The organism is Pseudomaricurvus hydrocarbonicus, from assembly GCF_011602365.1.
Lineage (GTDB): Bacteria > Pseudomonadota > Gammaproteobacteria > Pseudomonadales > Cellvibrionaceae > Pseudomaricurvus > Pseudomaricurvus hydrocarbonicus.
In genome coordinates this window covers 135242-159789 of record NZ_JAAONZ010000011.1, presented here as the reverse complement: position 1 = coordinate 159789, position 24548 = coordinate 135242, and the positions used below count along the sequence as shown (strand labels likewise).

Below are 24548 nucleotides of genomic sequence, written 5' to 3'. Positions count from 1 at the left end.
ACATGTCTGAATTAACCATACTCGCAAACCGCATTACGGATTGGGTAGATCGGTGTCCCAATTTGGATGTACTGACATTTGTCGATATCGACAGCAAGGGCAATTTTGATGAGGAAACGCGCTCCTACCAACAGCTGTGGGATAACGGTCAGCGTCTGGCTGCGTGGTTGCAAGCACAGGGCATGCAAAAAGGCGACAGTTTTGCGCTGGTCATGGCTAACCATCCGGAGTTTGTCGATCTGATGGTCGCGTCCTCCATACTGGGAACGATTTTTGTACCCATCGACCCACGCACACAGGGCGAAAAGCTGAAATACATGCTTGATTACGCCGAATGCAAGGGGGCGGTAGTGGCCGACTATGCGCGTGCCAACGTCGAGACGGTTTGGGCCGGACGCAATGACTGCTGGATTCTGCCTATGGGTGAGCAGACTGAGGCGGGCATTGAAAAGATACTGTCGAGTGCACTGCCTACCCAACCATTACCCATCGAGAGCACAGATCCCGATGCGCCCATGCAGATGTTGTACACCTCCGGCACCACGGGCGATCCCAAAGCGATTTTGGCACCCCACCGTCGCTTTGCCACGGCCGAAGTGATCGCAACCGTACTGGGGTTAAACGCAGACGACCGGCCTTACACCGGGCTGTCCCTGACTCATGCCAATGCGCAGCTGATTACTTTGGGCTGCTCATTGGCCTTGGGGCTTCGTTGCGTGATTAGTCGCAAGTTTACCAAATCTCGTCTGTGGGACATAAGCCGTCATTACGGCTGTACCTGGTTTAATCTTTTGGGCGGAATGACAACCGCTCTCTACGCACAACCGCCAAGATCCGATGACAGTGACAATCCGGTACGCATCATCCTCAGCGCCGGAATGCCCGCGGCAATTTGGGAGGATTTTGGCCGGCGTTTTGATGTTGAGTTGTTTGAATTTTATGGTGCAGCCGAAGGCGGATTGACGTTCAACCCCGCAGGCGTAGGACCTGTTGGCAGTTGCGGCAAGGCCCCTGCAATTTTGGATTTAAAAATCTTCGATGAGCAAGGTAATGAGTGCGCTGCGGGCGAAGCAGGAGAAATCTGTTTTCGCCATGCCGATGGCAGCACGCCAGTCGTGCAGTACTTCAAGAACCCTGAAGCGTCAGCCAAGAAAACCCATGCTGGCTGGTTGCGTATGGGCGATATCGGTCATGTTGATGACGCTGGCTGGCTGTACTTTCATTATCGCATGGGGGGGGGAATTCGACGCAATGGCGATTTTATCAACACCGCCTTTGTCGAAAAAGTATTGTCAGAGATGAACAGCGTATACGACGTCTTTGTCTACGGAATACCGATTCAAAATGGTGCCCCGGGTGAAAAGGATGTTGTTGCCGCCATCGTCCCTGCGGACGTATGCAGTTTCGATGCAGAGCAGGTTTTCGAACAATGTCGGCAGTCCCTCGAAAAAAATTCGGTCCCGCGCTACCTGCATATTGTCAGCAATATCCCCAAGACTGCCTCGGAAAAACCTCAGGAACGTTTTTTATTGGATGCCTTCAACCCCGATGCTGATTCCGTCATTGAAGATAAAACCCTGCTGCGCCGTCAAGGCTCTGCAATGAATCCTGCCTGAAACGAAAAATAGTGGAGAAAGACGATGAATAAATATATAGAACTCCCTTTAAGTGGTCTTGAGCCTCCGTTGAACGAAATGGAACAGGCTATTCAACAAACGACTCACCGTTTTGCCGCTGAAGTCCTGCGCCCGGCCGGGATTGCACTGGACAGACTCTCTGCCGAAGAGATGGTCGCGGCGGATTCACCATTGTGGGATGTGCTGGAACAGGCACAAGATCTTGGATTAAGTCTGACGGCCATGGCAGAACTGGAACCGTTGGAGCGGGTACGTTTGTTGACGATAGCCTCTGAAGAGTTGTCCTGGGGTGACGCCGGGCTGGGAGGCGCGATCCTGGTTAACCATTTTCCGGTGATGTACTCCATGCTCGCCGGCAATACGGCCATGGTCGAATTCTGTGAAGGCAAGCGTGGCTGCTGGGCCATCACCGAACCGGATCACGGCAGTGATATGCTGGATGCCAATAGCGCGCTACAGGAAAAGAACAGCCGTTACGGCCGACCAAATTGTGTCGCTCGCATCGAAGGTGACAAGGTCATTATTAACGGACAAAAATCAGCCTGGGTCTCTGGTGCAATGACGGCAGAAGTGTGCGCCTTGTTCTGTCATGCCGAAGTAGACGGCGCAACCCAACCTGGTATTGCGGTCATAGTGCCGTTGGATTTGCCCGGCGTCAGTCGTGGCAAGCCATTGGATAAGCTGGGTTTGCGATGTCTGAACCAGGGTGAACTCTATTTTGATAACGTCGAAGTGCCCCTCTCGCATTTACTGGCTGGCCCAGACGACTATGAAGAGCTGGCATATCGCATGCTGGCAGAAGCCAATCCGCACGTTGGCCTGATGTTTGTCGGCGTGGCGCGCGCTGCTTATGAACACGCTCTGGCCTATGCTCACGAACGCAAACAGGGTGGGGTCCCCATCATCCAACACCAACTTGTGCGTTACCGTCTGTTTCACATGTTTCGCAAAGTGGAGTCTGCTCGGGCATTGGTGCGGCGGGTCATGGAGTTTAATGCCACGGTGGCCCGACCAGCCCTGCAGGGTTCTGCCGCCGCTAAAGTCACTGCAACCCAACTCGCGTTTGAAGTGGCTAGCGACGCTTTGCAAATGTTTGGTGGCAACGGTCTGACCAAGGAGTATCCCATGGAAAAACTGCTGCGCGATGCCCGGGCGGGTCTGATTGCCGATGGCTGTAACGAAGTCCTGGCGCTCAAGGGTGGCAGCCTGTTGGTAAACCCTGAACTGCTCTGACACATTTTTTGCGGAGGTTGATATGTTTTCTCATCAACTGAATCACCTTTTTTCCTATTCGGTAGCACTGCATCCGGAGATGGAAATTGTAGGCCCGACGCCAGAGGGGTGAAAAATAACAGGTATATCAGGGAGACATGTCGAATCATAAGATTGTCGTGAATGCACAAATATTGGGTGCTCTCGCACATCCCCCTGAACACAGAATACTGATAATTTAACAAACATAAAAATGAATAACGAGGAGAGTAAGATGAATATAATAGCCCAATCCCGCCTGACTCAGGCCATCATGCTGACCGTCGCCGCGCTCAATGTGGAAGCCGCCAACTTTCAACTGGAAGAGATTGTCGTCACCGCTCAAAAGCGCAGTGAAAGTGTTCAGGATATTCCGGTCGCCATCAGTGCCTTCACCGCCGAAGGTATGGAGAACATGAAGATGGAAACGGCCAATGACATTGCTTCCGGAGTCCCGAATCTACAGGTATCCTCACCTTTCGGAGAAACGCAGCCTATTTTTTCCATTCGCGGACAAAGTATGTCCGACTACAACACCAATCAAGCTTCACCGGTCGGAGTGTATGTGGATGAAGCTTATGTCGGGGCGAATTTTCTGCAGGGCATGGCGCTGTTTGATCTGGAGCGGGTAGAGGTTCTGCGTGGGCCTCAGGGCACATTGTATGGCAAAAATACCACCGGGGGCGCCATCAACTTCATCACCCGCGCCCCCGCACTGGAAGGTAACCGCGGAAATATAACCCTAACTATGGGCGATAATGGTCGCGAGCATGTCAACGGTGCCGCCGAAACCGAGCTGATAGACGACAAATTGGGCCTGCGTGCGGCCTATACCTACACCAAAACCGACGGCTATCACGACAATCATTTTCCCGGAGGAGATGATCTGTCCTCTATTGATACGTGGGCGGGTCGGGTGACCTTGCTGTATGAGAGTGAGCGATTGAACGCAACGCTGCGATATGCCGCCGGAGAGAGTGATGGTCAGACTACCGCGGTCATCTCGCAAGGGCGGATATCTGTTCCGGGCGTGGGCAACACCGACGCTGTGGGGGCATTGATCGGGCAGCGACCACGTCAAGATGGCTGGGACGCCTGGGAAGGTAGCCACAATAAATCCGGAGCCTACCGTACTGATTTTGAAAGCGCTACGCTTACCCTCAACTGGGATTTGGACAAGTATACCCTGACCTCAATCACGGCTTACCTAACGGGCGAAGGCTTGAATGAAGCCGATACCGATGGCGCGCCATGGCAACTGCTAGAGATTGATTGGGGTGCAGAGGTGAGCCAGTTCGCTCAGGACTTAAGAATCACCAGCGATTATGACAGCCCCTTTAATTTTATTGCGGGAATATACTATGCCACTGACACCATGGACATTGAAAACATCTATGAGATGTATCATGTTACTGAAGATTTTGGCATCCCGTTTGATCCGGCCAACACCCTTATGACAAATCCGGTCTCCGGTTCAGGCCTCACAACAATACAGCGCTATACCCAGGAGCGAGACTCCATCGCTGTGTATTTACACACCACCTATGATTTGACTGAAAGTTTGACATTGACCGCAGGTGTTCGTTACACCAAAGACGAGGGTAATGGTAAGGATTTGCACACACAGTTAGCCGATTACGATCGCAATCCCGTTGTAGACTTGATTGCGCCTGGCAGTTTTAATCCTGACAATGCAGAGTTTGATGACAGCGAATTGACGGGCAAGTTGGGCCTGGATTACGCGCTTGACGAAGATACTCTGCTCTATGCCAGTTACAGCCGTGGCTACCGCAGCAGTGCGTTCAATGGTGGAGCACAGTTTGCCGCTAACGAGGTCGGTGTCGCAAAACCGGAATTTGTGGATGCCTACGAAGTTGGATTCAAAACGCAGTTGCGCGACGGGTCAATTCAGCTAAACGGCTCAGCATTTTATTACGACTACACCGATCAGCAATTTGTGAATGTGATAGGCATTCAACAATTTTTGCAGAATGGTGATAAATCCTCGATCCAGGGCCTGGAGCTGGAGTTGATTGCTCGACTGACCCAGAATTTAAGCCTCAACGCCGGGTTGGGCTACCTGAACACGGAATTCAAATCGCTGACACTGTCTGACACTCAGAATGGTGGGCTGATTGAGCTCGATGGCAATGAATTGTTCAATGCCCCCGATGTAAATTTTAACCTCGCGATGGATTACGTTGTCGCAGACACCGAGGCGGGTATATTTCGCATCAGTGCCGATACTGTTTATACCGCCGAGCAGTGGTTTTCTGCCTATAACGACGATCTTAACTACGCGGGTATCAAAAGTGAGGGGAGCTGGATGTCGAATGTCAAGCTGACCTGGGACTCTGCCGACGACGCACTTAGCCTTGCGTTCTGGGTGAAAAACCTGGAAGACAATGATGAACCCAGCTACGCGATCAATTTACAAACGGGGTTTGGGTACGATTATTACACAGTTGGCTTACCGCGTCGTATGGGGGTGGATTTTACTTACCGTTTTTAATGTATTGCAGTTTGGAGTATGCATAGTTTGGAGTATACATAGTTTGGAGCTTGCATGACTTTGCTTTTGCCCGCTGCCATTGAATGGCAGCGGGTTTTTTTATAGCGAACATTCATATCAAGGAAATGGGTTGTACTTCAATAGAGTATCTGCAAGGTGACACTGGCTGATATCAGGTTTTTTAGCGATAAGGTTCACAGTGGCCTCTAAGGCGTGCAAGGATCAGTCTCCACTTCAAGTGTCCGGATTTCTTGAGACCTAACTTACTGGTGCCAAAACGCCGTCGGCGCCACACCGGCCAGACGTTCAAAAAAACGACTAAACGACCCCAGCTCGCAAGCTCAGCTTATTAAGGCTAGCAGAATTGTCATTAATCCGTTCTATCGAATGTGTCATAGGCGCGCCTGTGTCTGCGCCCAGGTGGCAAAGTATGCACGGCCCAGAGATCAAAGTGGCAGCGAGCGGCCAATCGTCTAATCTATAAGGGTTAATCACTCCGTTCGGTTAGGAGATTTTTGTCATGAAAACAACTCTAATAATTTCATTTTGTTTTTTCCTGATGGCCTCGGTAGTGTCCTGGGCTGATGAAACCTGTATGTCTCCCTACATGGCCAAGATTGAAGGACAAGAAGACTTTGTCTACATTTGGACGTTGGGCGTACCCGGTGTGGGTGATGAGCAGGACAAACTGGTCACGGTTGATGTGAACCCGGAGTCTGACCACTATGGCCGAGTGGTGGCCTCGCTGTCTGTGGGTGGACGTAACGAGGCACACCATACAGGGTTTACCGATGACCGTCGCTTTTTGTGGGCGTCGGGTTTGGACACCAGCAAAATTTTTATTTTTGATGTCTATACCGATCCCGCCAAGCCCAGATTGCACAAGACCATTGAGGATTTTGTCGAAAAAAGTGGTGGCGTTGTCGGCCCGCACACTAACTATGCCTTACCGGGCCGTATCATTCTTACCGGTCTGTCGAACAGCGAAGATGGCAGCGGTCGCACTGCTTTGGTTGAATACACCAATGGGGGTCAATACGTCGCTACCTACTGGATGCCGACAGACAGCGATCTTCAGGGAGCGAAAAAATCCGGGCAGTTTGCCGATGGCTACGGTTACGATTTACGGGTGTTGCCTCGAAAAAATCTGATGTTGACCTCTTCGTTTACCGGTTTCAAAAACTACATGCGGGAACTGGGAAGTGTCATGGGTGATGAAGAAGCCATGAAGGCTTTTGGCAATACCATGGTGGTGTGGGACTTACACGCCAAACAACCGAAAAAAGTGCTGGATGTACCCGGGGCTCCACTGGAAATTCGCTGTGCCTGGGATAAAAATCACGACTATTGTTTCACCAGCACGGCGCTGACGTCGAAAGTCTGGCTGGTTTATGAAGATAAAGAGGGCGACTGGCAAGCCAAGGCGGTAGGTGATATTGGTGATGCCTCCAAGATCCCACTGCCCGTTGATATTTCCATCTCAAAAGACGACACACGCCTTTGGGTGAATACCTGGAATGACGGTATGACCCGGCTGTTTGATGTCAGTGATCCCTTCAACGCACGACAGATCTACGAAAAGAAAATCGGCGAACAGGTGAACATGGTGTCGCAAAGTTGGGACGGGAAACGGGTTTATTACACCTCGTCGCTGTTGTCCAAATGGGATAAACAGGCTCCCGTCGGGCCAGATCTGCAATATTTCAAGGGTTATAATTTTGATGGTCAATCGCTGACGCCCACGTTCGCGATAGATTTCATCGCCGAAGGCCTCGGCGCACCTCATCAAATGCGATTTGGTGCGTATGCCTTGCACGGAGTGAAAGCCGCCAGCCGATGAAAGCATTGACTCTGTTGGCAATCTCCCTGCTGATTGCAAGCCATGCCGGGGCTCAGGTACTGGCCCCGGGTTATGGCACACTGGATTATCAACCTCCGGAAATAGGCACTTACCATCTGCCGCCGCTTGGCACCGCTGTGGATGGAACCGTTCGCGATACAGCCGGCCAATCCCATCACTTGCATGAGCTGTTTGACGGACGTGTTGTGTTGATGGGCTTTATTTACACTCAGTGTCCCGATATGAATGGTTGTCCTCTGGCCAGCTATGTGATGAAACAGGTTCAGGCAAGATTGTTGAAAACACCGTCATTACGCGATCAGGTGCGTTTAATCAGCCTGAGTTTTGATCCTCAGTATGACACCCCGAAAATCATGAAAACCTACGCTCATCATTTTCGTCACCCGGAGTTTGACTGGTTGTTTTTGACAACCGATTCCGAAGCCGATCTGGCACCGCTGCTGCAGGGGTATGATCAGTGGCGGCAAAAGGTATATCAGGACGACGGCAGCTATTCGGGTAGCATGTCACACATATTAAGGGTGTATTTGATTGATCGTGACCGCAACATTCGCAATATCTATAACGCCGGATTCCTGCATGTGGACACGGTCTACAATGACATCCAAACGCTTCTCCAAGAATAGTATGGGTTGAAACCGCCGGGCAAAAAAAGTGTCTGCTGTCAGCAGGCTCCTCGTTCAATGGAGGCGCTCGCTAAGGTGATCTGGTGTCCTGGTGCCGAAATGTCTTGGGTGCTACTCCGCTAAGACGTTTGAAGAAACGACTGAAATACGCAGCATCGGCAAAGCCCAGCATGTCGGCTATTTCTGCTGCGGTTTTGTTGGTGTAAATTAACTGCCGTTGGGCCTCCGATAACAAACGTTGATGAATCAGCCCCAATGCGGTTTGCTGGCGATAGTGTTTGCACAAGCTGTTCAGGTGCGGTGCGGAGACCCCAATGGATTTGGCGTACCAATTGACACTGTGCTGCTGACAGTGATGTTCTTCCAGCAAGTGGATGAACTTGTCCAGCTTATGTTGACTTTTATGCTTGTGCCGTTGGTTCTCGCTGGTACTTTGACAATGCTGTCGCTTGAGCCAGATGAACAGTGACAGTGCCTGATTCTCCAGGCTGATTTCCCGGTCGGGCTGGTTGCCTTCACACTCACGGTGCAGCGCGGTTAGCAGGGTTATTATGAAACTCTGATCGTCACCCAGTGGAAAACAGTTGGCATTGCCATGGCACCAAGGCAGGGGACCAATCACGCTATCGAGTTTCGTGATTAACGGTCGTGCGATAAACAGCACATAGCCGCTTGAGTTTTCTGCCCACCGAAATGTGTGCACGCACTGATCGGGCACCACGAGTAAATCACCGCTGGCAATCTGCAGTGAGCGGTCATCCACCTGGGCACTCCCGCTGCCGGATTCTACGTAAAAAATTTGCATCAAATCCTGGTGCTTATGGGGTTTGATCTGCCAATCGTAGAGGGCACTGCGCAGACTGAGTTGCTCACTGTAGACCAGATCCGTTACCGGCCAGAGCGTCGACTCGCCATAGAAGTCTGTTGAGGGAACCTCGGAGGTTGTGGTTTTTAGCGACATGCGTAATTTCTTAGAATCTTCGATTTGTACAATAGTATACCTATAAAAAGCCATTTTAACCGCAATTAATACTAGTAATATACAACTTCTACTTATGATTCTAATTGCGGAGAGGTTCTTGCGATGGTCTGGCGATCACACGAGTACGACGACATTCCGGGAACTTATGTTTTCGATGGCCGGCGTGCACACCCATCTTATGAACTGAATAAGTTGTTGTATTCCTTTAATGAGGAGCGAAACAGGGAGTCATTTGAGCAGGATCCGGCCGCGTATTGTGATCAATTTGGTGTCAGTGGGGATTACAAAACAGCAGTGCTTGAAAACGATTTTCTCAGGATGTTGCGCTTGGGCGCCAACATCTACTACATGGCGAAGATGGCGATTCCCAGAGGTGTTTCGGTGCAGGATGCAGGCGCCGCGTTTCAGGGGATCAGCACCGAAATCTTTAAAGACAACTTGTTATCCCATGGATCTGACCTGCAACAAAAACTGAGCGAGAAGGAGGGGTATTGGCATGGCTAGCATTTTAGGTGGGATTACCAGTTCGCACATTCCGGCCGTGGGTAACGCCATCGCCGAAGGGAAAACACAAGAACCTTATTGGAAGCGATTTTTTGACGGTTATGAACCCGCCAAAGCCTGGCTGGATGCGGTCAAACCGGATGTGCTGATTGTGGTCTACAACGACCACGGCCTCAATTTCTTTCTCGATAAGGTACCGACCTTTGCCCTGGGTTGCGCGGATGTTTACGAAAATGCCGACGAAGGCTGGGGACTGAAACCGGTGGCCCCGTTTACGGGAGACGCTGAATTCTCCTGGCATCTGGCCGAGTCATTGGTTGAGCAGGAGTTTGATATCTGCACCTGTCAGGAAATGAAAGTCGACCACGGTTTTGTGAATCCTATTCGAGCCCTTTATGGCAACAGAGAAGAGGGCAGTGGTGACTCGTGGCCGATCAAAACCATTCCGCTGGCAGTGAACACCGTACAACACCCAGTGCCGTCTGCTGCCCGTTGTTTGAAACTGGGGCAGGCTTTGGGCAAGGCAATTGAATCCTACCCGGAGGATTTGCGGGTGGTAATTCTGGGCACCGGGGGCATGTCTCATCAATTACAAGGTGAGCGTGCGGGGCTGATCAATGTGGATTTTGATCTGGAATGTATGGAGCGTATCATCAGTGAGCCGGAGTGGATGACCCAGTTTTCCAACGCAGAAATCATGGCGCAAGCCGGGACTGAGGGCATTGAAACCATTATGTGGCTGGTCATGCGTGGCGCCCTGGCCGACGATGCCAAACTGATTCATAAGCACTACCATGTACCCATCTCAAACACCGGAGCGGGCGTGCTGGTACTGGAAAATGAGCGACTCTCTTATTAGCGAAATTCTTGCTTGCGAACCGCTCAAAAGCCGGTGGAAAATTTGTGCTTGAAGGTCAGTTGTGTGCGGAAGTCTTCGCCGGTACGCCCGCCCACATCTTTATGTTCACCGTACAGGGCTTCCAGACCGATGATAAAGTCCGGGTAGGGGGTATAGAGTAAATTGACACTGGCGTAGCTGCCGCGGTCGAATTCGCTGTCGGCCTGCTGATTGCGCACGTCGGCATCGTTGACGGAGACGCCAAGGGATGAACTCCAGCGGGGTGACCAGTAGCGGTCATAGTAGAGGGTGGTCCCCAGTATGGGTACCGCTTCAATGGCATTGTCTTCGGGTGCCAGGTTAACGCCGCCATCGTTCATGAAACTGGCAATGCCTTCACCGTACACCACACCAAACTTTAATTGATCGTGTCCAAAGGTGTTAAGGACACCGGTGAAGTTTACACCCCAGCCAGTCTCGTCATCTTTTGGGCGGTTGTTGGACAGGCAGCTGGCCGGATCACCGGGGCAGATGGTTTCAAATTCCAGCTTGCGCAACACGCCGGCGAGTTGCAGATGTCCCCAATCGTGCACGCTACGCCAGTGGGCGGTGAGATCTGGATACTCGGTGCGGGTACTGGCGCGTTCATCAATGACCGGCGATAGCTCGCCAAAGATGCCGGTGTTGAAACTGGCGTTGGGTTGTTCCAGCGCAATGGCCAGCTCGTTACCACCACCGTTGAGGGTGCCGGACCCGCTACTCTTTCCTGTCCAGGTATAGCGCACTTGAGGGTTGCGGTTGAACACCATGCCCGCCGGGCCCCACCAGTCAATGGTGTTGGGGAAAATACTGATGTCCATAAAGGTCGAGCTCGTTTGCCCGAACCCCAGCCTGCCTATTTCGACCCAGGCGTGACGCAAATTGAATGTGGTTTGGCCGGTGTCACTGCCCGTGCCGAACATGTCAAATTCAAACCAGCTGTTTACCTCGCCCACTGGCGTGAACAGCGACCCTTTCAGACCTAACTGTGTTTGTTTGACGCTGAGCCGGGTTTCGCCATCCTGCCCAAAACTGCCGTCGACCGTGGGGATGGCGGAAGGTCGGAGTGTGGCGGCATAATCCGGGTCGACACGATTAAAGTCGTGAATGACGTCCAGTTGCAGATGCCCATAAAGTTGCAGAGCCCCCTTTTTTTCGCTGGCGTAGATAATGGTATCCTGCGAAGTTTGGTTGGCGGCGGTTTGATCGGGTGGCGAGGCAATGGTCGCCGGTTTTGGTCCTGCAGAAGGGTCGGATGAGGGTGGGGTCGATATCGTGAGTGGTTCGCCTTTCAACCGTTCTACTTCTGTGCGCAGGGTTTCCAGCATTTGCTGTTGTCGTTCCATGATGGCGCGCTGCTCTTCGAGTCGTTGTTCCAGTTGTTGGATACGCTCGCTGTCATCAGCAAGAGCAGGCAGGGAGACGCTCAACCCAATCAGGATGGCGCACGAGAGCAACTTTGACAGAGCAGGCATACGGGAGGCACTCCTTTTGCAACGCGATTGCCGCGAAGACCACGCGGCTAGTAAAGGAGTATAGGAGAAACAACGGTTTTTACGCGAAGTGCATTGCCAGTTGGGGTAAGAAAATCAAATTGAGATTTTTTGGGTCAATGGTTTTGGCACTTGTGCATTCTTGTCAGAGTGAAAATAAGTAATAAACACTGCCTTATGAAACAAATTCACTGTTGGTATTGAAACTCTGCTTTGTAACAAGAAAGTCGGACTCTTAAATATTCACAACTGACTCTCAGGCAGTAACCTGTAGAGGCGCGATACGAGTCACCGCCACCAGTTGGTGTGAGGTTCGTTGTGATAGACGACGGGGCCTTCTTCATTGATGCCATGCCATTCTACTTTTTCATCATCATTTAGGTGTAACTTATAGACGACTTTACCAAATATCGAAATAGGATCATCCAGCAAGGCGTTCGCAAGTTCCGGCGAATCAACAAGTATCCCTAATTCGGTATTGATCACAATCGAGCGAGGATCCAGATTCAGGGAGCCGATGAAGGAGTAGCGGGAATCAATGACGATAAGCTTGGTGTGCAGCGTTGAAGTTTGATCGAGGCCTTTAACTACCTGAGTGGTATCAGGTCTTGCTTCATAAATATCAAACCCCATCTCCAGCAACTCTTTACGGTAACGCTCATAAGCCGCATGAGCAGGAATGTGGTTGGTTGAAGCGTAAGCGCCAATCCATCCTCCCGCACTGTTCTTCCGCTACGAGCCCACTCGCAATCGCAGCGTTCCGACCAGCCTACTGACAGCTGAAGTTTCTGCGTTGTTGGTCGATGGCTATCAAGGTTATGAATCTTCGTGCAAAGACTATGAGATAGCTCATCTCGGATGCTGGGCTCACGCCCGTCGCAAGGTGACACACCGGAGCCGCAGAACGGCCCCGGTATTGGTAGTGCGCCCACTCTAGCCAACTGCATCATTTGGCATTACAGCAAGAGTGTCTTTATGTAATCGGGACGCAGCGGTAACCGGCGCGCCGGCTTGCCTGTAGCATCAAAAAAGGCACCGGCGATGGCAGAGGGCACCAGCGCGTTGGCGCTTTCCGAGCCCTGGCCGTAAATTTTTGCGCCCTGGAACGGGGCTATTACCACATTCAGTTTGGGTACCTCGGCCATCGTCAATATCGGGTAGGAGTACCAGTCGCTGCTGGTGACCCGGCTCTGATCGAAGGCCACCTCTTCATGCAGTGCCTGTGAAACCCCCATCAGACAGCCCGCTTCAGCCTGACGTTTGAGCTGTAGTGGATTCACCACGATGCCCGGGTCGGCCACGAGGGTAATCTGCTCCACTTTCACGACGCCGGTTGCCGGTGTGACCGCGATCGTGGCGGCACAGGCCCAGTAGCCGTTGTCGCGGAACATAATCGATACCCCGCGGCCGCGTAAGACCGTAGCTGACTCATCCTCCTTTGCAGGTGAAGGTCGGGTTTGCCATTGCGACTCTTTCTGCAGTCGGGTTAACAAAGCCTGAAAGCGGGGATCCGTCGCGTGCTGCAGACGGAATTCCAGTGCATCGGTGCCCGCCAGTGCCGCCGCTTCGGTGATGGCCGATTCACGGGGAAAGTTCTGCTGAAACTGGATCGGTGTACGCATTGAGTGGTCGCGCAGACCTACCTTCAGTGGCGATTCCCGCTCCCCCAGCTGGTAGGTGCCATGGCCGGTTTCGGCCACATTGGCGATACCGGCGTAGACCCAGCTGTCGGCAACATACATTTCGGCCCGGTGTACCGGCGACGGGTTGTTCGGCGACGGCGACGAGATGGTCGGCAAGTTTGCCAGCAATGCCCCGATCGGTCGGTCGTCCTGCATGGGGGGGCCAAAGTGGGTGGCCTCGTAACGGAGAATCTTGCCGCTGTCATTCAGGTCAATGCGAATGTCAGACAACATGGCGGAAGACTGGGTCGACCACTGCATGTCGTCGTGACGCATCCACTGCACCCGCACCGGTTTGTTCAGTTTGCGGGCCAACAAAACCGCTTCATCTTCCGAGCCGGCATTACCGCCGTTGGAGCGGCCGAAATGACCCGGCCCGGGGTAAGTGCGAATGACTACCGCAGCTTCACTTTCGCCCAGCATTTTGGCAATCGCCATGCGCAAAAATTGCGGGTTCTGGCTGTGGGTATGGACGGTAATGGTGCCATTGGTAACTTCCGCCAAGGACACCGTCGGTCCGATGGGCGCATGCTTGTGGTAGGGGACAAAATAGCTGGCGGCGTGTGTGCGGGAAGCTTGAACCGCGGCGTCGCCGCTGTTGAAGCGGCCAGCGGTTCCAGGCACCTCGTTCCAGTCCACCTGGCTGCGCAGGTGCTCTTGCAGCTGCGCTGAGCCCGGCAGCCCAGCCCAGTCGCTCCATTGGGTGACTGCCGCCACAGCATTTGCCGCCTGCACGGCTTCCCATTCGTCCGGCGAGACCACGGCCACGAGGTTGTTGATGGCAACAACCTGGGCGTTGGGAAACCGGCTTTTATCGACATTGCCCGCTTTCACCAGGGTAGAGCCCAGCGTCGCCGGATGGATGACCCGGGCGTGCAACATCCCCGGCAGTTTGACATCGCCCACCCAGGTTAACTCACCCGAGACTTTGGGGCGCACAATCGGGTTTTTGACCGGCGTGCCAATCACGGTGTAATCGGCCGGGTCTTTTAATGGCGGGTTGCCGGCCACGGTAAGCCCGCGGAAGCTGGTCAATTCGCCTTCCACCGGAATCTCCAGCGTCAGCGCCTGTTTGGCAACAATCTCGCCGTAGCTGGCGCGCTTGCTACCCGCACTGAGGATACCGTCTTTGATGCTGATACTATCTGGTGACACACCGAAGCGCTGCGCCGCCAGCTTGAGCACCGCTTCGCGGGTATAGGCGGCAACCTTGCGCAGGTTCAGGACATTGGTGCGCAGTAAACCAAAGGTGCCACCACCGTCCGGGGTACGGTCGGTATCGCCGGAAATGACCGTGGTAATGGCATCCACCGGTATACCCAGTTCTTCTGCGACGATTTGTCGATAGGCGGTGTAGATGGAGCTTTGGCCAAAATCACATTTGCCGGTGCGAATGACCACTGTGTTGTCGGCATGAATTTCTACCCAGCTGTTCGGCGCCGCGGCGTCCAGCGAATTGGTGACGGCGCTGTTGGCAAAACCGAGGTTTGGTTTGAGGGCCAGTGATACCAACAGACTGCCACTGACACCGAGAAAGCTGCGGCGGCTAAGGCTGGCGCCATGAATGTTTAGGGTTTCGGTAGCCGTGGTGTCTTGCTCTTCGGCTTTTTTGTTCATGATTTGTCACCCCCGGAAGCGGCCATCAAGTCAGCCGCGTGATGAATGCCTTCCTTAATAGCAGCGTAGGAGCCACAGCGGCACAGATGCGGCGAGGGACCAGAGGTCGTCAGGGCGTCGACAATGGCCGCGTCGTTGGGGGTGGGGTTGCTTTCCAGCAGCTCGGTCGTTTTGATCATCATGCCAAACTGACAGATACCGCATTGTGGCACCTGCTTGTCGATCCAGGCCTGTTGCACCGGATGCAGGCGTTCTGCATCGTCAGCCAGGTTGCGCTGCTGTTGCCAGCGTGCGGGCAGACCTTCAACGGTCGTGATTTCCTTGCCGTCGAGTGCGGCGATGGGGGTAATACAGGCCCGGACCTCCTCGCCATCAACCAATACCGAGCAGGCACCGCATTGGGCGAGGCCGCACCCAAACTTGGGGGTCATCACGTCCAGCTCCCCGCGCAGTACATACAAAAGGGGTACCTCGGGCGAAGCTTTTACCTCGCGTTTTTCTCCATTGACGGAAATGACGGTCATCTTGAATCCTCGCGCGGCCTGTAAAGTGAATAGCAATCGGCTAGCCTGCAATTGTACATAGTATCAATGGGTTGTTAATGTCTATTAATTCATAAGGCTTATGAGACTGCCTAATAAATCAAATCGGAGAGGCAGCGCTCCGGGGTCATCACGGGTCTGTGTTGGAGGATGTGTCTCCTCGCGTATAGCCCTCATTTTGGCTTACTCTTCCGGCTCCAGGACTTCGTGCAAGCGGGCGACATATTCAGGGTTCTCATAGGTCTGGCCCCAAACTTTGTAGGCATCGGCTATCGCCACCCGGTCACATTTTTGGGGATGCCTAATAGTATAGTACCCAACTGTCCTATTTCAGCCTGAGTGCATCTACCAATAATCGAAACAAGGGTGACGATTGGCGGCGATTGGGGTAATACAGGTAATAACCATCGTAAGTCGTAACCCATTCATCCAGCAGACTAACCAGTTTTCCGCTTTGCAGTTCGCTTTTCACCATCAATGCCGGGACCCAGGCAAGTCCCAATCCGTCGACAGCAGCCTTCACCAATAAGTGCGCATGACTGAATATCATGACGGGCCGGGGGTGGATATTGACTATTTCTGCTTTTTGAAACCCATCGCCAGATTTCTGCAGTTCCCAGTTCATGAGATTTTCATGGGTTGGCAACCGTAGAGCCAGACAGCGATGATGATCCAGATCTGATGGTATGTTCGGGTTCCCATAGGTATGTACGTATTCCGGTGAAGCAACAACCATCATTTGCATGTCGGGTGTGATCCTGACCGCAATCATATCTTTGTCGACAGCATGTCCGAGGCGAATGCCGATGTCGTAACGGTCTTTTACGATATCGGTCAATGTGTAGTCGGTGGTGATCTCTAAATGGATGTCGGGGTAATCATGGGCGAAGCGGCTGAGCTTGTCCCACAGGATAGAGTGAATGACATGTTCGGTGCCGTTAATCCGCAAAGTGCCTCGGGGAGAGCTTCGAAACTCATTCAGTGCGCTGAGCTTTTGTTCGATCCCGGAAATCAGCGGGGCAATGTCGTTTAGTAGCTGTTCTCCGGCCTGGGTCGTGGATACGCTTCGGGTGGTACGATTCAGTAACTTGATACCAATACGCTTTTCGAGTGCTTTGATGGTGTGACTCAGGGCAGATTGAGAGACGCCCATTTGGCCGGCGGCTTTGGTAAAGCTGCCCGCTTCAGCAACCAACGTGAAGGCACGCAGGTCATTCAAACTCTCAGACATGGATGCTCCTGCCTATAACAAACAACTTAATCTTCATACCAGTTGGCACATTAATGGTGTCAAAACTACTATGTTTTCCTGTGCGCCATAGCATATTGATGAGTATTTTTCATTAATGTAAGCGAAATCAGGTATCTAATCAACAGCACCCAATGGGGCTACAGTAGGTCTCAGAACTTGGACAACAGGAGGCAGAAATTGAAAAACCTTACCCTGAACAACGGTGTCGAGATACCGACATTGGGCTTCGGTGTGTTTCAGATCACCGATCCCAAGGCGTGTGAGCAAGCTGTCATAGACGCCATTGATGCCGGTTACCGCCATATCGACACGGCGGCTTCTTATCAAAATGAAGCCGAAGTGGGTAGCGCCCTGAGAGCGTCTGGAGTGCCTCGAAATGAGATGTTTGTCACCACTAAATTGTGGTTACAGGACAGCAACTACGACGGGGCGAAGGCTCAGTTCGAGCGCTCTCTGAATCGCTTGCAGACCGATTACCTGGATTTGTACCTGATCCATCAACCCTACGGTGATGTGCACGGCGCCTGGCGCGCGATGGAGGAACTGCTGGATGCCGGCAAGGTGCGAGCTATTGGAGTCAGCAATTTTCACCCGGACCGGCTGGCGGACCTGATGGCCTTTAATCGTATCAAGCCTGCCGTCAACCAAGTGGAAGTGAATCCCTTTAATCAGCAGTTGCATGCCGTTCCCTGGATGCACGCCCATGGTATTCAGCCTGAAGCTTGGGCGCCCTTTGCGGAAGGGCGTAATGAGTTGTTCAGCCACCCCGTACTTACGGACATCGCTCAGCAGTACGGCAAAACGGTTGGGCAGGTGGTGCTGCGCTGGGTGGTACAGCGCGGCGTGGTGGCACTGGCGAAAACCGTGCGCAAGGAGCGCATGCAGGAAAATCTGAATGTGCTGGATTTTGAACTGTCGGTCACTGACATGAACCGGATTATCGCGCTGGATGTCGCCACCAGTGCTTTCTTTTCCCATCGCGATCCGGCCATGGTGGAGTGGTTGACCTCCAGGACGCTGGAAGTCTAGCGAAAACGTTTTGATGGATGGCACCACCCATAGTGAAACTGACTGGGTGCCCAAGTGCGTGGATCAGGTGTTGGGGAAATTCACGACATTTGTTCACACGCACGGTAGCCGAGTTTTTTCTGGTCAGCTTGAATAAGACAACAGTCGAGGAGACAACTCTCTTGAAAGAGCCAACGAATCATCCGAGGCCCCATCCCGCAGCTATCGATCGTCGCAAATTTCTGATGGCCGGGGCTGGTGTTGCTGCCGCTTCACTCCTGCCTGCTCATGTAAATGCGGAGAGTGGCCAGGGTCAGCAGGGCAATCCCAACAGGTCCTTTTCTCTAAAAGGCAGGAAACTGGGCGCGCTTGAAGTGTCGAGCATTGGTCTTGGTGTGCAGAACATGAGTCGAACCTATACCGGGACTACTCCGTACAGGCCAGAAATGATCAGTGTGATCCGGACAGCGTTTGATCAAGGTGTGACTTTCTTCGATGCTGCGGAAGCTTATGGCCCATGGGAAGTGGAGCGCATCCTCGGTGAAGGTGTGGCGCCTTTCCGAGACCAGGTGGTGATCGCGACCAAGTTCGGCTGGAACATTGATCCCGAAACCGGCGAACGTCGTCCGGGTTTGAATAGTCGACCGGCGCATATTAAACGTGTTGTCGAAGGAATGCTCAAACGTCTCAATACCGACCGGATCGATCTTCTTTACCAACACCGGGTAGATCCCGAGGTGCCCATTGAGGATGTGGCGGGTGCGGTAAAAGACCTCATAGATCAGGGCAAGGTTTTGCACTGGGGACTCTCTGAAATGGGGCTGAAAACTCTAAGGCGTGCACATGCTGTACTGCCCGTGTCAGCCGTTCAAAGTGAGTATTCCATGCTGTGGCGTGGACCCGAGCAGGAAGTAATTCCGACCTGCGAGGAACTCGGTATTGGCTTTGTCCCCTGGAGCCCTCTTGGCGTGCAATTTTTGACGGGATGGATTGATGCCAAAACAACCTTCGCACCCGGTGATTTTCGCAGTACCGAGTCCCGTTTTTCGCCGGAGAACCTGCAGCAGAACGTCGCATTGGTGGATCTGGTAACAGACTGGGCTGATCGTAAGCGCGCGGCTCCAGCCCAAATCGCACTGGCCTGGCTGATGGCGAAACAGCCCTGGATCGTGCCGATTCCGGGAACCACCAACAAAGACCACCTGCTTCAGAATATTGGTGCCGGTGAGGTTCACTTCACGCCTGCCGAATTTACAGAATTGAGTGATGCCATTGCGAGTATCGAGATTCGTGGGCAGCGCTTGCCGGATGCGGTACAGGTGTATTCCGATGTCGAGGCTCCTGCCATGGCGAAATAAATAAGTGGATGACGCGTTTTGGTTAATTACCCATAAATTGCACTTGGTTATCTTTGAATTAAAACGAAGGTGTACTAATGAAAAAACGTGGATTGGGAAACAACGGGTTAGATGTTTCGGCGTTGGGTTTGACTGTATGGGGCTGGATTTCGGCTACGCAGGTACGGTAACTAAGAATGAGGGCACCTCACTGTTACATGCAGTCGTTGATCGTGGTGTTACGTTCTTCGACACGGACGAGATTTACGGCCCCTACAGCAACGAAAAAATGGTCGGTGAGGCGTTGCAACCGGTTTGGGATCAGGTGGTCATTGCCACGAAATTCGGCCTTGATGCCGAACAAGGACTGAATGTGCTTAACAGCAGGCCGGAACACATAAGGAGGGTTACCGAGGCCTCTTTCATGCGCCTGGGAACCGATTACCTTGATCGGCATTATCAACATCGCGTCGATCCAAAGGTGCCTATCGAAGAAGTCGCCGGGGTACGTTAAGCCGTTTCACGGCGCGACTGCCTATCAATCCATTTTTATAGACTGATTAGAAAAGAGTTATCGCTCTTGACAGGAGTTTCATTCACCGGCACCGCAATTATGTTGGCAGATAGATGGGCGATATTGCTAATCGATTAACAATATAAGCCATTTCTTTTACGCTGGGTGGTGAGCTTTGCTTTAACCACCAGGACAAAATCTCTATCGCGGCTGTAACGGCAAAGGTTACGGCCAGTTCATCCGGTAGCCAGGCTTTTGGACTTGAAGTTTCTTCAGCCAGTGCCAGCGCCTGTTGCAGGTATTCCTCTTTCAAAGTGGCCGCGGCGCCACCGGTCAACAGCGCCCGCCATATTGCTTTATTTTCCCAGACGTACGCGCACAGAGTTTGTGTGGAGGCGAGTGTGTCTTCGGTGTAGAAAATGGGCAGGGTCATCGCCAGTAACTTGCGAATCTCCGAAGCCGCCAGGTCGTGCAGCAGCGACTCTTTATCCGGGTAGCGACGAAAAAAAGTGGCGTAGCCTACATTGGCCTCGGCAGTGATCTCCTTCACCGTGATCTGCTCCAGTGCCTTTTCTTCCAGCAGTGATAACAGAGCCTTGCACAAGGCATCCCGGGTACGGGTCGCTCTTTTTTTGGGGAGCTGAGTCTCGGGGGTTACTTTATGATTCATAGTGTCTCGTTAAAAATTATTGGTATCTGTTTTTGTTTTATTTCGTAAGTTATTGTTATTTAATAGTAAATAATAAAAATCCTTCGCTCAAATAAATATGGTTGCCCGCTAATGATCCTTTATGTATCATTAGTATAAATGATACTTGATGTATCAATAAGAGTGAGGTGTTTGGTCAACGAGCATCTTGCCTCAATCCTGAGAGTAAGACTAGGGTCCGCGTCAGTCACAGCAGGAGCTCTTCACTCGTAGCAGGAATTTGGTGAATAACAACCACTCATTCAGGAGTATGCACATATGGCCAATGTTTATGTCACAGACCGGCAGGCACACAAGCAGACCATTGAAATCAATTCCGGTAACACCTTGATGCAGGCAATCACCGACGCCGGTGTGGCGGATTTACTGGCATTGTGTGGGGGCGTGTGCTCTTGCGCGACCTGTCACGTGTACATCGAGGATGCATATCTCGATAAATTGCCCCCCAAAACCGAAGATGAAGTTGCTCTGCTGGAAGTTTCTGAATCCTATCGGGAAAACTCCCGTTTAGCGTGTCAGGTGCGGCTGACGGCCGCGATGGACGGTATGCAGACGCAAATCGCACCCGAAGAGTAGTCTCCGCAAGTTGTGGTAACCCCCGGATCTCCATTTGATAATAAATATAGCGAGTGAAAAAATCATGACCCAGCCTAAAGAGCGAGATTATTTTACAGACCCTACCGTGCTGATGGATCCCTATCAGTATTTCGAAGAGATGCGCCCACGTGGGCCAATTTGTCAGTTGGAAACTCATGATTGCCTGCTGGTGAGCGGGTTTCAGGAGTGTGTGGAGATCTTGCGTAATCCCACCGACTTTTCATCACTCAACTCGCTGGCCAGCTCTGCATTCCCTCTGCCGTTTGAGCCGCAGGGCGATGATATTAATCAGGCGCTTGAGGCCAATCGGGACAAATACGTTGGCGGTGATCTGGTGGTGACGTTTGATGACCTCCGTCACACCAACGTTCGGTCCTTGATCAGTCGTATGTTTACACCGTCGCGCCTGAAAGCCAATGAGGTGTTCATGCAGTCATACGCTGACGAAATGGTCAGAGGCGTGGTTGAGCAGGGCGGTTGTGAACTGGTCAATCAGATTGCGACACCCTATGTGACCATGGTCATTGCTGATTTGTTGGGCGTACCACCGGCGGATCGAGCCTTATTTGAAGAACACATTGCACAGGGGCAGACTGTGGGCAGTATTGAAAACCCCGACAGCCCCACTGACATGTCCACGCTGGAGTTTATGGGAGGTTTCTTTTACCGCTATCTCGAAGAGCGGGCTGCCAACCCGGGCAGCGATTTGTTGTCGGAACTGATCACGACCCAATACCCGGACGGGGCCACGCCGGACATTCTGGAACTCGTGAAGCTGGCAGTGTTTATGTTTGCGGCAGGCCAGGATACCAGCGCCAAGTTGTTGGGAAATGCCATGCGTTACATCGTGGACGTGCCGGGCCTACAACAACAGCTGCGTGAAGACCGCAAACTAATTCCCTGGATGATTGAGGAAGTGCTCAGACTCGAAGGTTCGTCCAAAGCCACTCATCGTGTAGCGCGTCGGGATACGATGGTCGGTGAGGTTAAAATCCCGGCAGGTAAACAAGTCATCGTAGCGCTGGCTGCCGCCAATCGCGATCCGCGCCGCTGGGGAGATGACGCCAGTGAATTTAAACTCAAGCGCCCGGGCATCCGCGAACATATCGCCTTTGGACGTGGGTCCCACACCTGTGCTGGTGCACCGCTGGCCAGGGCTGAAGTGACCACCATTCTGAATTGTTTCTTTGATCATACCTCCTCGATCAAAATTTCTACCGAAAAGCATGGCGAGCCGGGTGCCCGTCAATACCAGTTTGAACCTTCTTTCATTATTCGAGGGTTGGATAACCTGTATCTGCAATTGGAAGGTCATTAAAGCTTGCGGTGGCTTGCTGGATGAGCGCCTGTATTTTTGCGTGCGTTCAGCAGTAACCCGGTATCGATTCGATGGCAAACCCGATCTACAGGACCCCCGTTTAGAAAAAGTTGATGCGGTGTTAGCACAGCTTGGTGAATGGGGTTGGTTACCACAATAAATGAGTCCAGAAATCCATGCATAAGATACACAGAGCCTTCGTCTTGCTGCTAATGGTACTTGCAGGAATGCCGTCTGTGGTTGTTCATGCGGATACGCAAGAACGAAATTACGGGGCAAAATATTCAAACCTTAAACAGATTTCGACCGCCAATGTGTCTGACCTGGAAATAGCGTGGGAATACCACACCGGGGATATCCCCGCCGATCCCGGCCTGACCGCATTTCAGGATACACCAGTGCTGGTGGGAGACAACCTGATTGTCTGCAGTGTAACTCGCAAGGTGATGGCGCTGGATCCGGCAACCGGTAACCAACGCTGGGTCTACGATCCCAAAAGTCCGCCAAGCACGACCAACAAGTGCAGAGGTGTGTCGGTTTGGACGGACGAGCAGGCAGAGCCTGCTCAACAGTGCAACACCCGTCTGTTTTTAGGGACGTCGGACTACCGTTTGATCGCGCTTGACGCTGTTAGTGGCAAGCCCTGTGACGGTTTTGGCGAACAGGGTGTGGTCCAGATGGAAGCGAGTAAACCCATGTTGATTCCCGGAGAGGTGTCTGCCTTGTCGCGACCGGCCATTGTCAATGATGTGGTGGTGGTGGGATCCAGTGTGATGGATAACCAGCGGCTGGATGCGCCCAGCGGCAGAGTGTTGGCCTTTGATGCCCGTAACGGTAAGCCGCTGTGGTCATTTGATCCGCTTCCGCGCAGTCCGGAAAATCCAGCCTTGGCAACCTGGCAAGACGGCGCGCCGCTGAATGGCGGCGGCAATGTATGGTCGGGGATGGTGGTGGATGAAACCCTGGATTTGGTGTATCTGCCAACCACCAGTCCTTCGATTGATTTTTATGGGGGTGAACGCCCTGGCGATAATCTCTACACCGATTCGGTAGTGGCTCTGCAAGGCCGCACGGGGAAGGTGGTTTGGCATTTCCAATTGGTGCATCACGATGTCTGGGATTACGACATTCCGACCGCAGGCATGCTGATTGATTACCCGCACAACGGCAAGTTGGTTCCGGCACTGGTTCAAAATACCAAACAGGGTTTGATTTTTATTTTCAATCGCCAAACTGGCGAACCTTTAGTGCCTGTTGAAGAAAGACCGGTTCCGCAAGGCGGCGCAGTAGCCGGGGAGCAACTGTCGCCCACCCAGCCATTTCCCGTGGGTATGCCCGCGGTATCGGCACAGGGCTTTACACCGGATGATGCCTGGGGCTTTACCCCGATTGATGAATGGTTGTGTCGCCGTGAAGCGGAGAAACTCGTGACCGGACCCATTTATACGCCCCCCAGTGAGAAGGGCACCATCTATCAACCAGCACCTTCCGGTGGTCCCAACTGGGGCGGCGGTGCTTACGATCCACAAAGTAACATCATGGTCGTACCCGCCAATACCGTCCCTTTGATTGTCACGCATCAGAAGCGGGAGGCGGTTACAGCAGCTCAGGATACCAGTAAGGGACATGCGGACTTATCTGCGGGTTTTACTTTCAGCAATAGCGGCAGCGCCTATGTAACCACAATCAAACCGTTCTTGTCGCCACTGGGGGCTCCCTGTTCCGCACCGCCCTGGTCCAAATTGACAGCAGTTGATCTGGTGAAAAAAGAAATTCTTTGGGAAGTTCCGCTCGGCAGCATTGAAAAACTGGCCCCGGTACCAATTCCTCTGGAATTGGGCACTCCGGGCGGCGGTGCGCCACTGGTGACGGCAGGCGGCATTGTCTTTCTGGGATTTGCATCGGATTTTAAATTCAGAGCGTTCGACCTCAAAACCGGAAAAACACTTTGGTCGCAAGAGCTGCCGGCTTCGGCTAACTCAACACCGATCACCTATGAATACGCAGGTGAACAATACGTAGTGGTAGCGGCAGGCGGACACAGCATGTGGGCTCCGGAACTGGGAGATTCGGTCATCGCTTTTAAATTACCACGATAGTCACGGTGCCGGTTAAACCGTCCAGAATCGACCCACATATTGTGAGGATGGGGAGGGTGACATGAGCAGTTGATGTGTATGGAGGTATTCAGAAAAATTAAAAATACAGAAGGGTTTACAGGTTTCGACT

General features: G+C 52.6%; 21 protein-coding genes. 14 read left to right on the top strand and 7 right to left on the bottom strand.

Annotation, left to right across the window (positions count from 1 at the left end; genetic code table 11):
- Window positions 1-2 precede the first annotated feature (2 nt).
- The 5 genes from G8770_RS14490 (at window position 3) to G8770_RS14470 (ending at window position 7887) form a co-directional block, all read left to right on the top strand.
- Complete coding sequence (locus tag G8770_RS14490) at window positions 3-1616, top strand: AMP-binding protein (protein ID WP_167188120.1); 1614 nt, start codon at window positions 3-5, stop codon at window positions 1614-1616.
- 24 nt (window positions 1617-1640) lie between these two features.
- Window positions 1641-2870 (top strand): acyl-CoA dehydrogenase family protein, encoded by a 1230-nt coding sequence (locus G8770_RS14485; protein ID WP_167188117.1) that lies wholly within the window; start codon window positions 1641-1643, stop codon window positions 2868-2870.
- Window positions 2871-3123: 253 nt separating this feature from the next.
- A complete protein-coding gene (locus tag G8770_RS14480) occupies window positions 3124-5400 on the top strand; it encodes a TonB-dependent receptor (RefSeq protein ID WP_167188114.1) in 2277 nt (758 codons plus the stop codon).
- Between the two features lie 520 nt (window positions 5401-5920).
- Entirely contained in the window at window positions 5921-7240 is a 1320-nt protein-coding gene (gene mtoX, locus G8770_RS14475) for a methanethiol oxidase (RefSeq protein ID WP_167188111.1), read from the top strand.
- Window positions 7237-7887 carry an SCO family protein gene (locus G8770_RS14470; protein WP_167188108.1) on the top strand — a complete coding sequence of 217 codons (651 nt, stop codon included), beginning with the start codon at window positions 7237-7239 and terminating at the stop codon, window positions 7885-7887. Before mtoX ends, G8770_RS14470 begins: the two co-directional genes overlap by 4 nt.
- Window positions 7888-7957: 70 nt before the next feature.
- Here the strand turns inward: G8770_RS14470 and G8770_RS14465 are convergent, their stop codons facing one another.
- On the bottom strand, window positions 7958-8848 hold the full coding sequence (locus tag G8770_RS14465) for a helix-turn-helix domain-containing protein (protein ID WP_167188105.1): 891 nt from the start codon (window positions 8846-8848) through the stop codon (window positions 7958-7960).
- 123 nt (window positions 8849-8971) lie between these two features.
- On the opposite strand from G8770_RS14465, the gene G8770_RS14460 reads away from it, so the two are divergent.
- Together G8770_RS14460 and G8770_RS14455 are read left to right on the top strand one after the other, a co-directional pair.
- Window positions 8972-9373: a protocatechuate 3,4-dioxygenase gene (locus tag G8770_RS14460; protein WP_167188102.1), complete on the top strand. Its 402-nt coding sequence runs from the start codon at window positions 8972-8974 to the stop codon at window positions 9371-9373.
- Window positions 9366-10232, top strand: coding sequence for a class III extradiol dioxygenase family protein (locus G8770_RS14455; RefSeq protein WP_167188100.1), 867 nt, complete (start codon window positions 9366-9368; stop codon window positions 10230-10232). The genes G8770_RS14460 and G8770_RS14455 overlap by 8 nt, the downstream gene beginning before the upstream one ends.
- Window positions 10233-10255: 23 nt before the next feature.
- Here the strand turns inward: G8770_RS14455 and G8770_RS14450 are convergent, their stop codons facing one another.
- Complete coding sequence (locus G8770_RS14450) at window positions 10256-11725, bottom strand: DcaP family trimeric outer membrane transporter (protein WP_167188097.1); 1470 nt, start codon at window positions 11723-11725, stop codon at window positions 10256-10258.
- A gap of 306 nt (window positions 11726-12031) precedes the next feature.
- Entirely contained in the window at window positions 12032-12424 is a 393-nt protein-coding gene (locus G8770_RS14445; protein WP_341771154.1) for a phospholipase D-like domain-containing protein, read from the bottom strand.
- Window positions 12425-12449: 25 nt separating this feature from the next.
- Between G8770_RS14445 and G8770_RS24680 the strand changes: the two genes are divergently transcribed.
- Window positions 12450-12680 carry an IS66 family transposase gene (locus G8770_RS24680; RefSeq protein WP_167188178.1) on the top strand — a complete coding sequence of 77 codons (231 nt, stop codon included), beginning with the start codon at window positions 12450-12452 and terminating at the stop codon, window positions 12678-12680.
- A 19-nt stretch (window positions 12681-12699) separates the two neighbouring features.
- Here the strand turns inward: G8770_RS24680 and G8770_RS14435 are convergent, their stop codons facing one another.
- From G8770_RS14435 to G8770_RS14425, 3 genes are all read right to left on the bottom strand, one after another.
- A complete protein-coding gene (locus G8770_RS14435; RefSeq protein WP_167188094.1) occupies window positions 12700-15042 on the bottom strand; it encodes a xanthine dehydrogenase family protein molybdopterin-binding subunit in 2343 nt (780 codons plus the stop codon).
- On the bottom strand, window positions 15039-15566 hold the full coding sequence (locus G8770_RS14430; protein WP_167188091.1) for a (2Fe-2S)-binding protein: 528 nt from the start codon (window positions 15564-15566) through the stop codon (window positions 15039-15041). The genes G8770_RS14435 and G8770_RS14430 overlap by 4 nt, the downstream gene beginning before the upstream one ends.
- Before the next feature lie 343 nt (window positions 15567-15909).
- Window positions 15910-16815 carry a LysR family transcriptional regulator gene (locus G8770_RS14425; RefSeq protein ID WP_167188088.1) on the bottom strand — a complete coding sequence of 302 codons (906 nt, stop codon included), beginning with the start codon at window positions 16813-16815 and terminating at the stop codon, window positions 15910-15912.
- Between the two features lie 198 nt (window positions 16816-17013).
- Between G8770_RS14425 and G8770_RS14420 the strand changes: the two genes are divergently transcribed.
- From G8770_RS14420 to G8770_RS14410, 3 genes are all read left to right on the top strand, one after another.
- Window positions 17014-17865 (top strand): aldo/keto reductase, encoded by an 852-nt coding sequence (locus tag G8770_RS14420; RefSeq protein ID WP_167188085.1) that lies wholly within the window; start codon window positions 17014-17016, stop codon window positions 17863-17865.
- 161 nt (window positions 17866-18026) lie between these two features.
- Window positions 18027-19202 (top strand): aldo/keto reductase, encoded by a 1176-nt coding sequence (locus G8770_RS14415; protein WP_243760513.1) that lies wholly within the window; start codon window positions 18027-18029, stop codon window positions 19200-19202.
- Window positions 19203-19338: 136 nt separating this feature from the next.
- Entirely contained in the window at window positions 19339-19695 is a 357-nt protein-coding gene (locus tag G8770_RS14410) for an aldo/keto reductase (RefSeq protein ID WP_208022275.1), read from the top strand.
- A gap of 97 nt (window positions 19696-19792) precedes the next feature.
- On the opposite strand, the gene G8770_RS14405 is transcribed toward G8770_RS14410, so the two are convergent.
- Window positions 19793-20365, bottom strand: coding sequence for a TetR/AcrR family transcriptional regulator (locus tag G8770_RS14405; protein ID WP_167188082.1), 573 nt, complete (start codon window positions 20363-20365; stop codon window positions 19793-19795).
- 297 nt (window positions 20366-20662) lie between these two features.
- On the opposite strand from G8770_RS14405, the gene G8770_RS14400 reads away from it, so the two are divergent.
- The 3 genes from G8770_RS14400 to G8770_RS14390 all read left to right on the top strand — a co-directional run bounded on the left by G8770_RS14400 (window position 20663) and on the right by G8770_RS14390 (window position 24418).
- The gene (locus tag G8770_RS14400; protein ID WP_167188079.1) at window positions 20663-20980 is read left to right on the top strand and encodes a 2Fe-2S iron-sulfur cluster-binding protein; all 318 of its coding nucleotides are present in this window, start codon (window positions 20663-20665) and stop codon (window positions 20978-20980) included.
- 64 nt (window positions 20981-21044) lie between these two features.
- On the top strand, window positions 21045-22319 hold the full coding sequence (locus G8770_RS14395) for a cytochrome P450 (RefSeq protein WP_167188076.1): 1275 nt from the start codon (window positions 21045-21047) through the stop codon (window positions 22317-22319).
- A 176-nt stretch (window positions 22320-22495) separates the two neighbouring features.
- Window positions 22496-24418, top strand: coding sequence for a pyrroloquinoline quinone-dependent dehydrogenase (locus tag G8770_RS14390; RefSeq protein ID WP_167188073.1), 1923 nt, complete (start codon window positions 22496-22498; stop codon window positions 24416-24418).
- The last annotated feature ends 130 nt before the right edge of the window (window positions 24419-24548 follow it).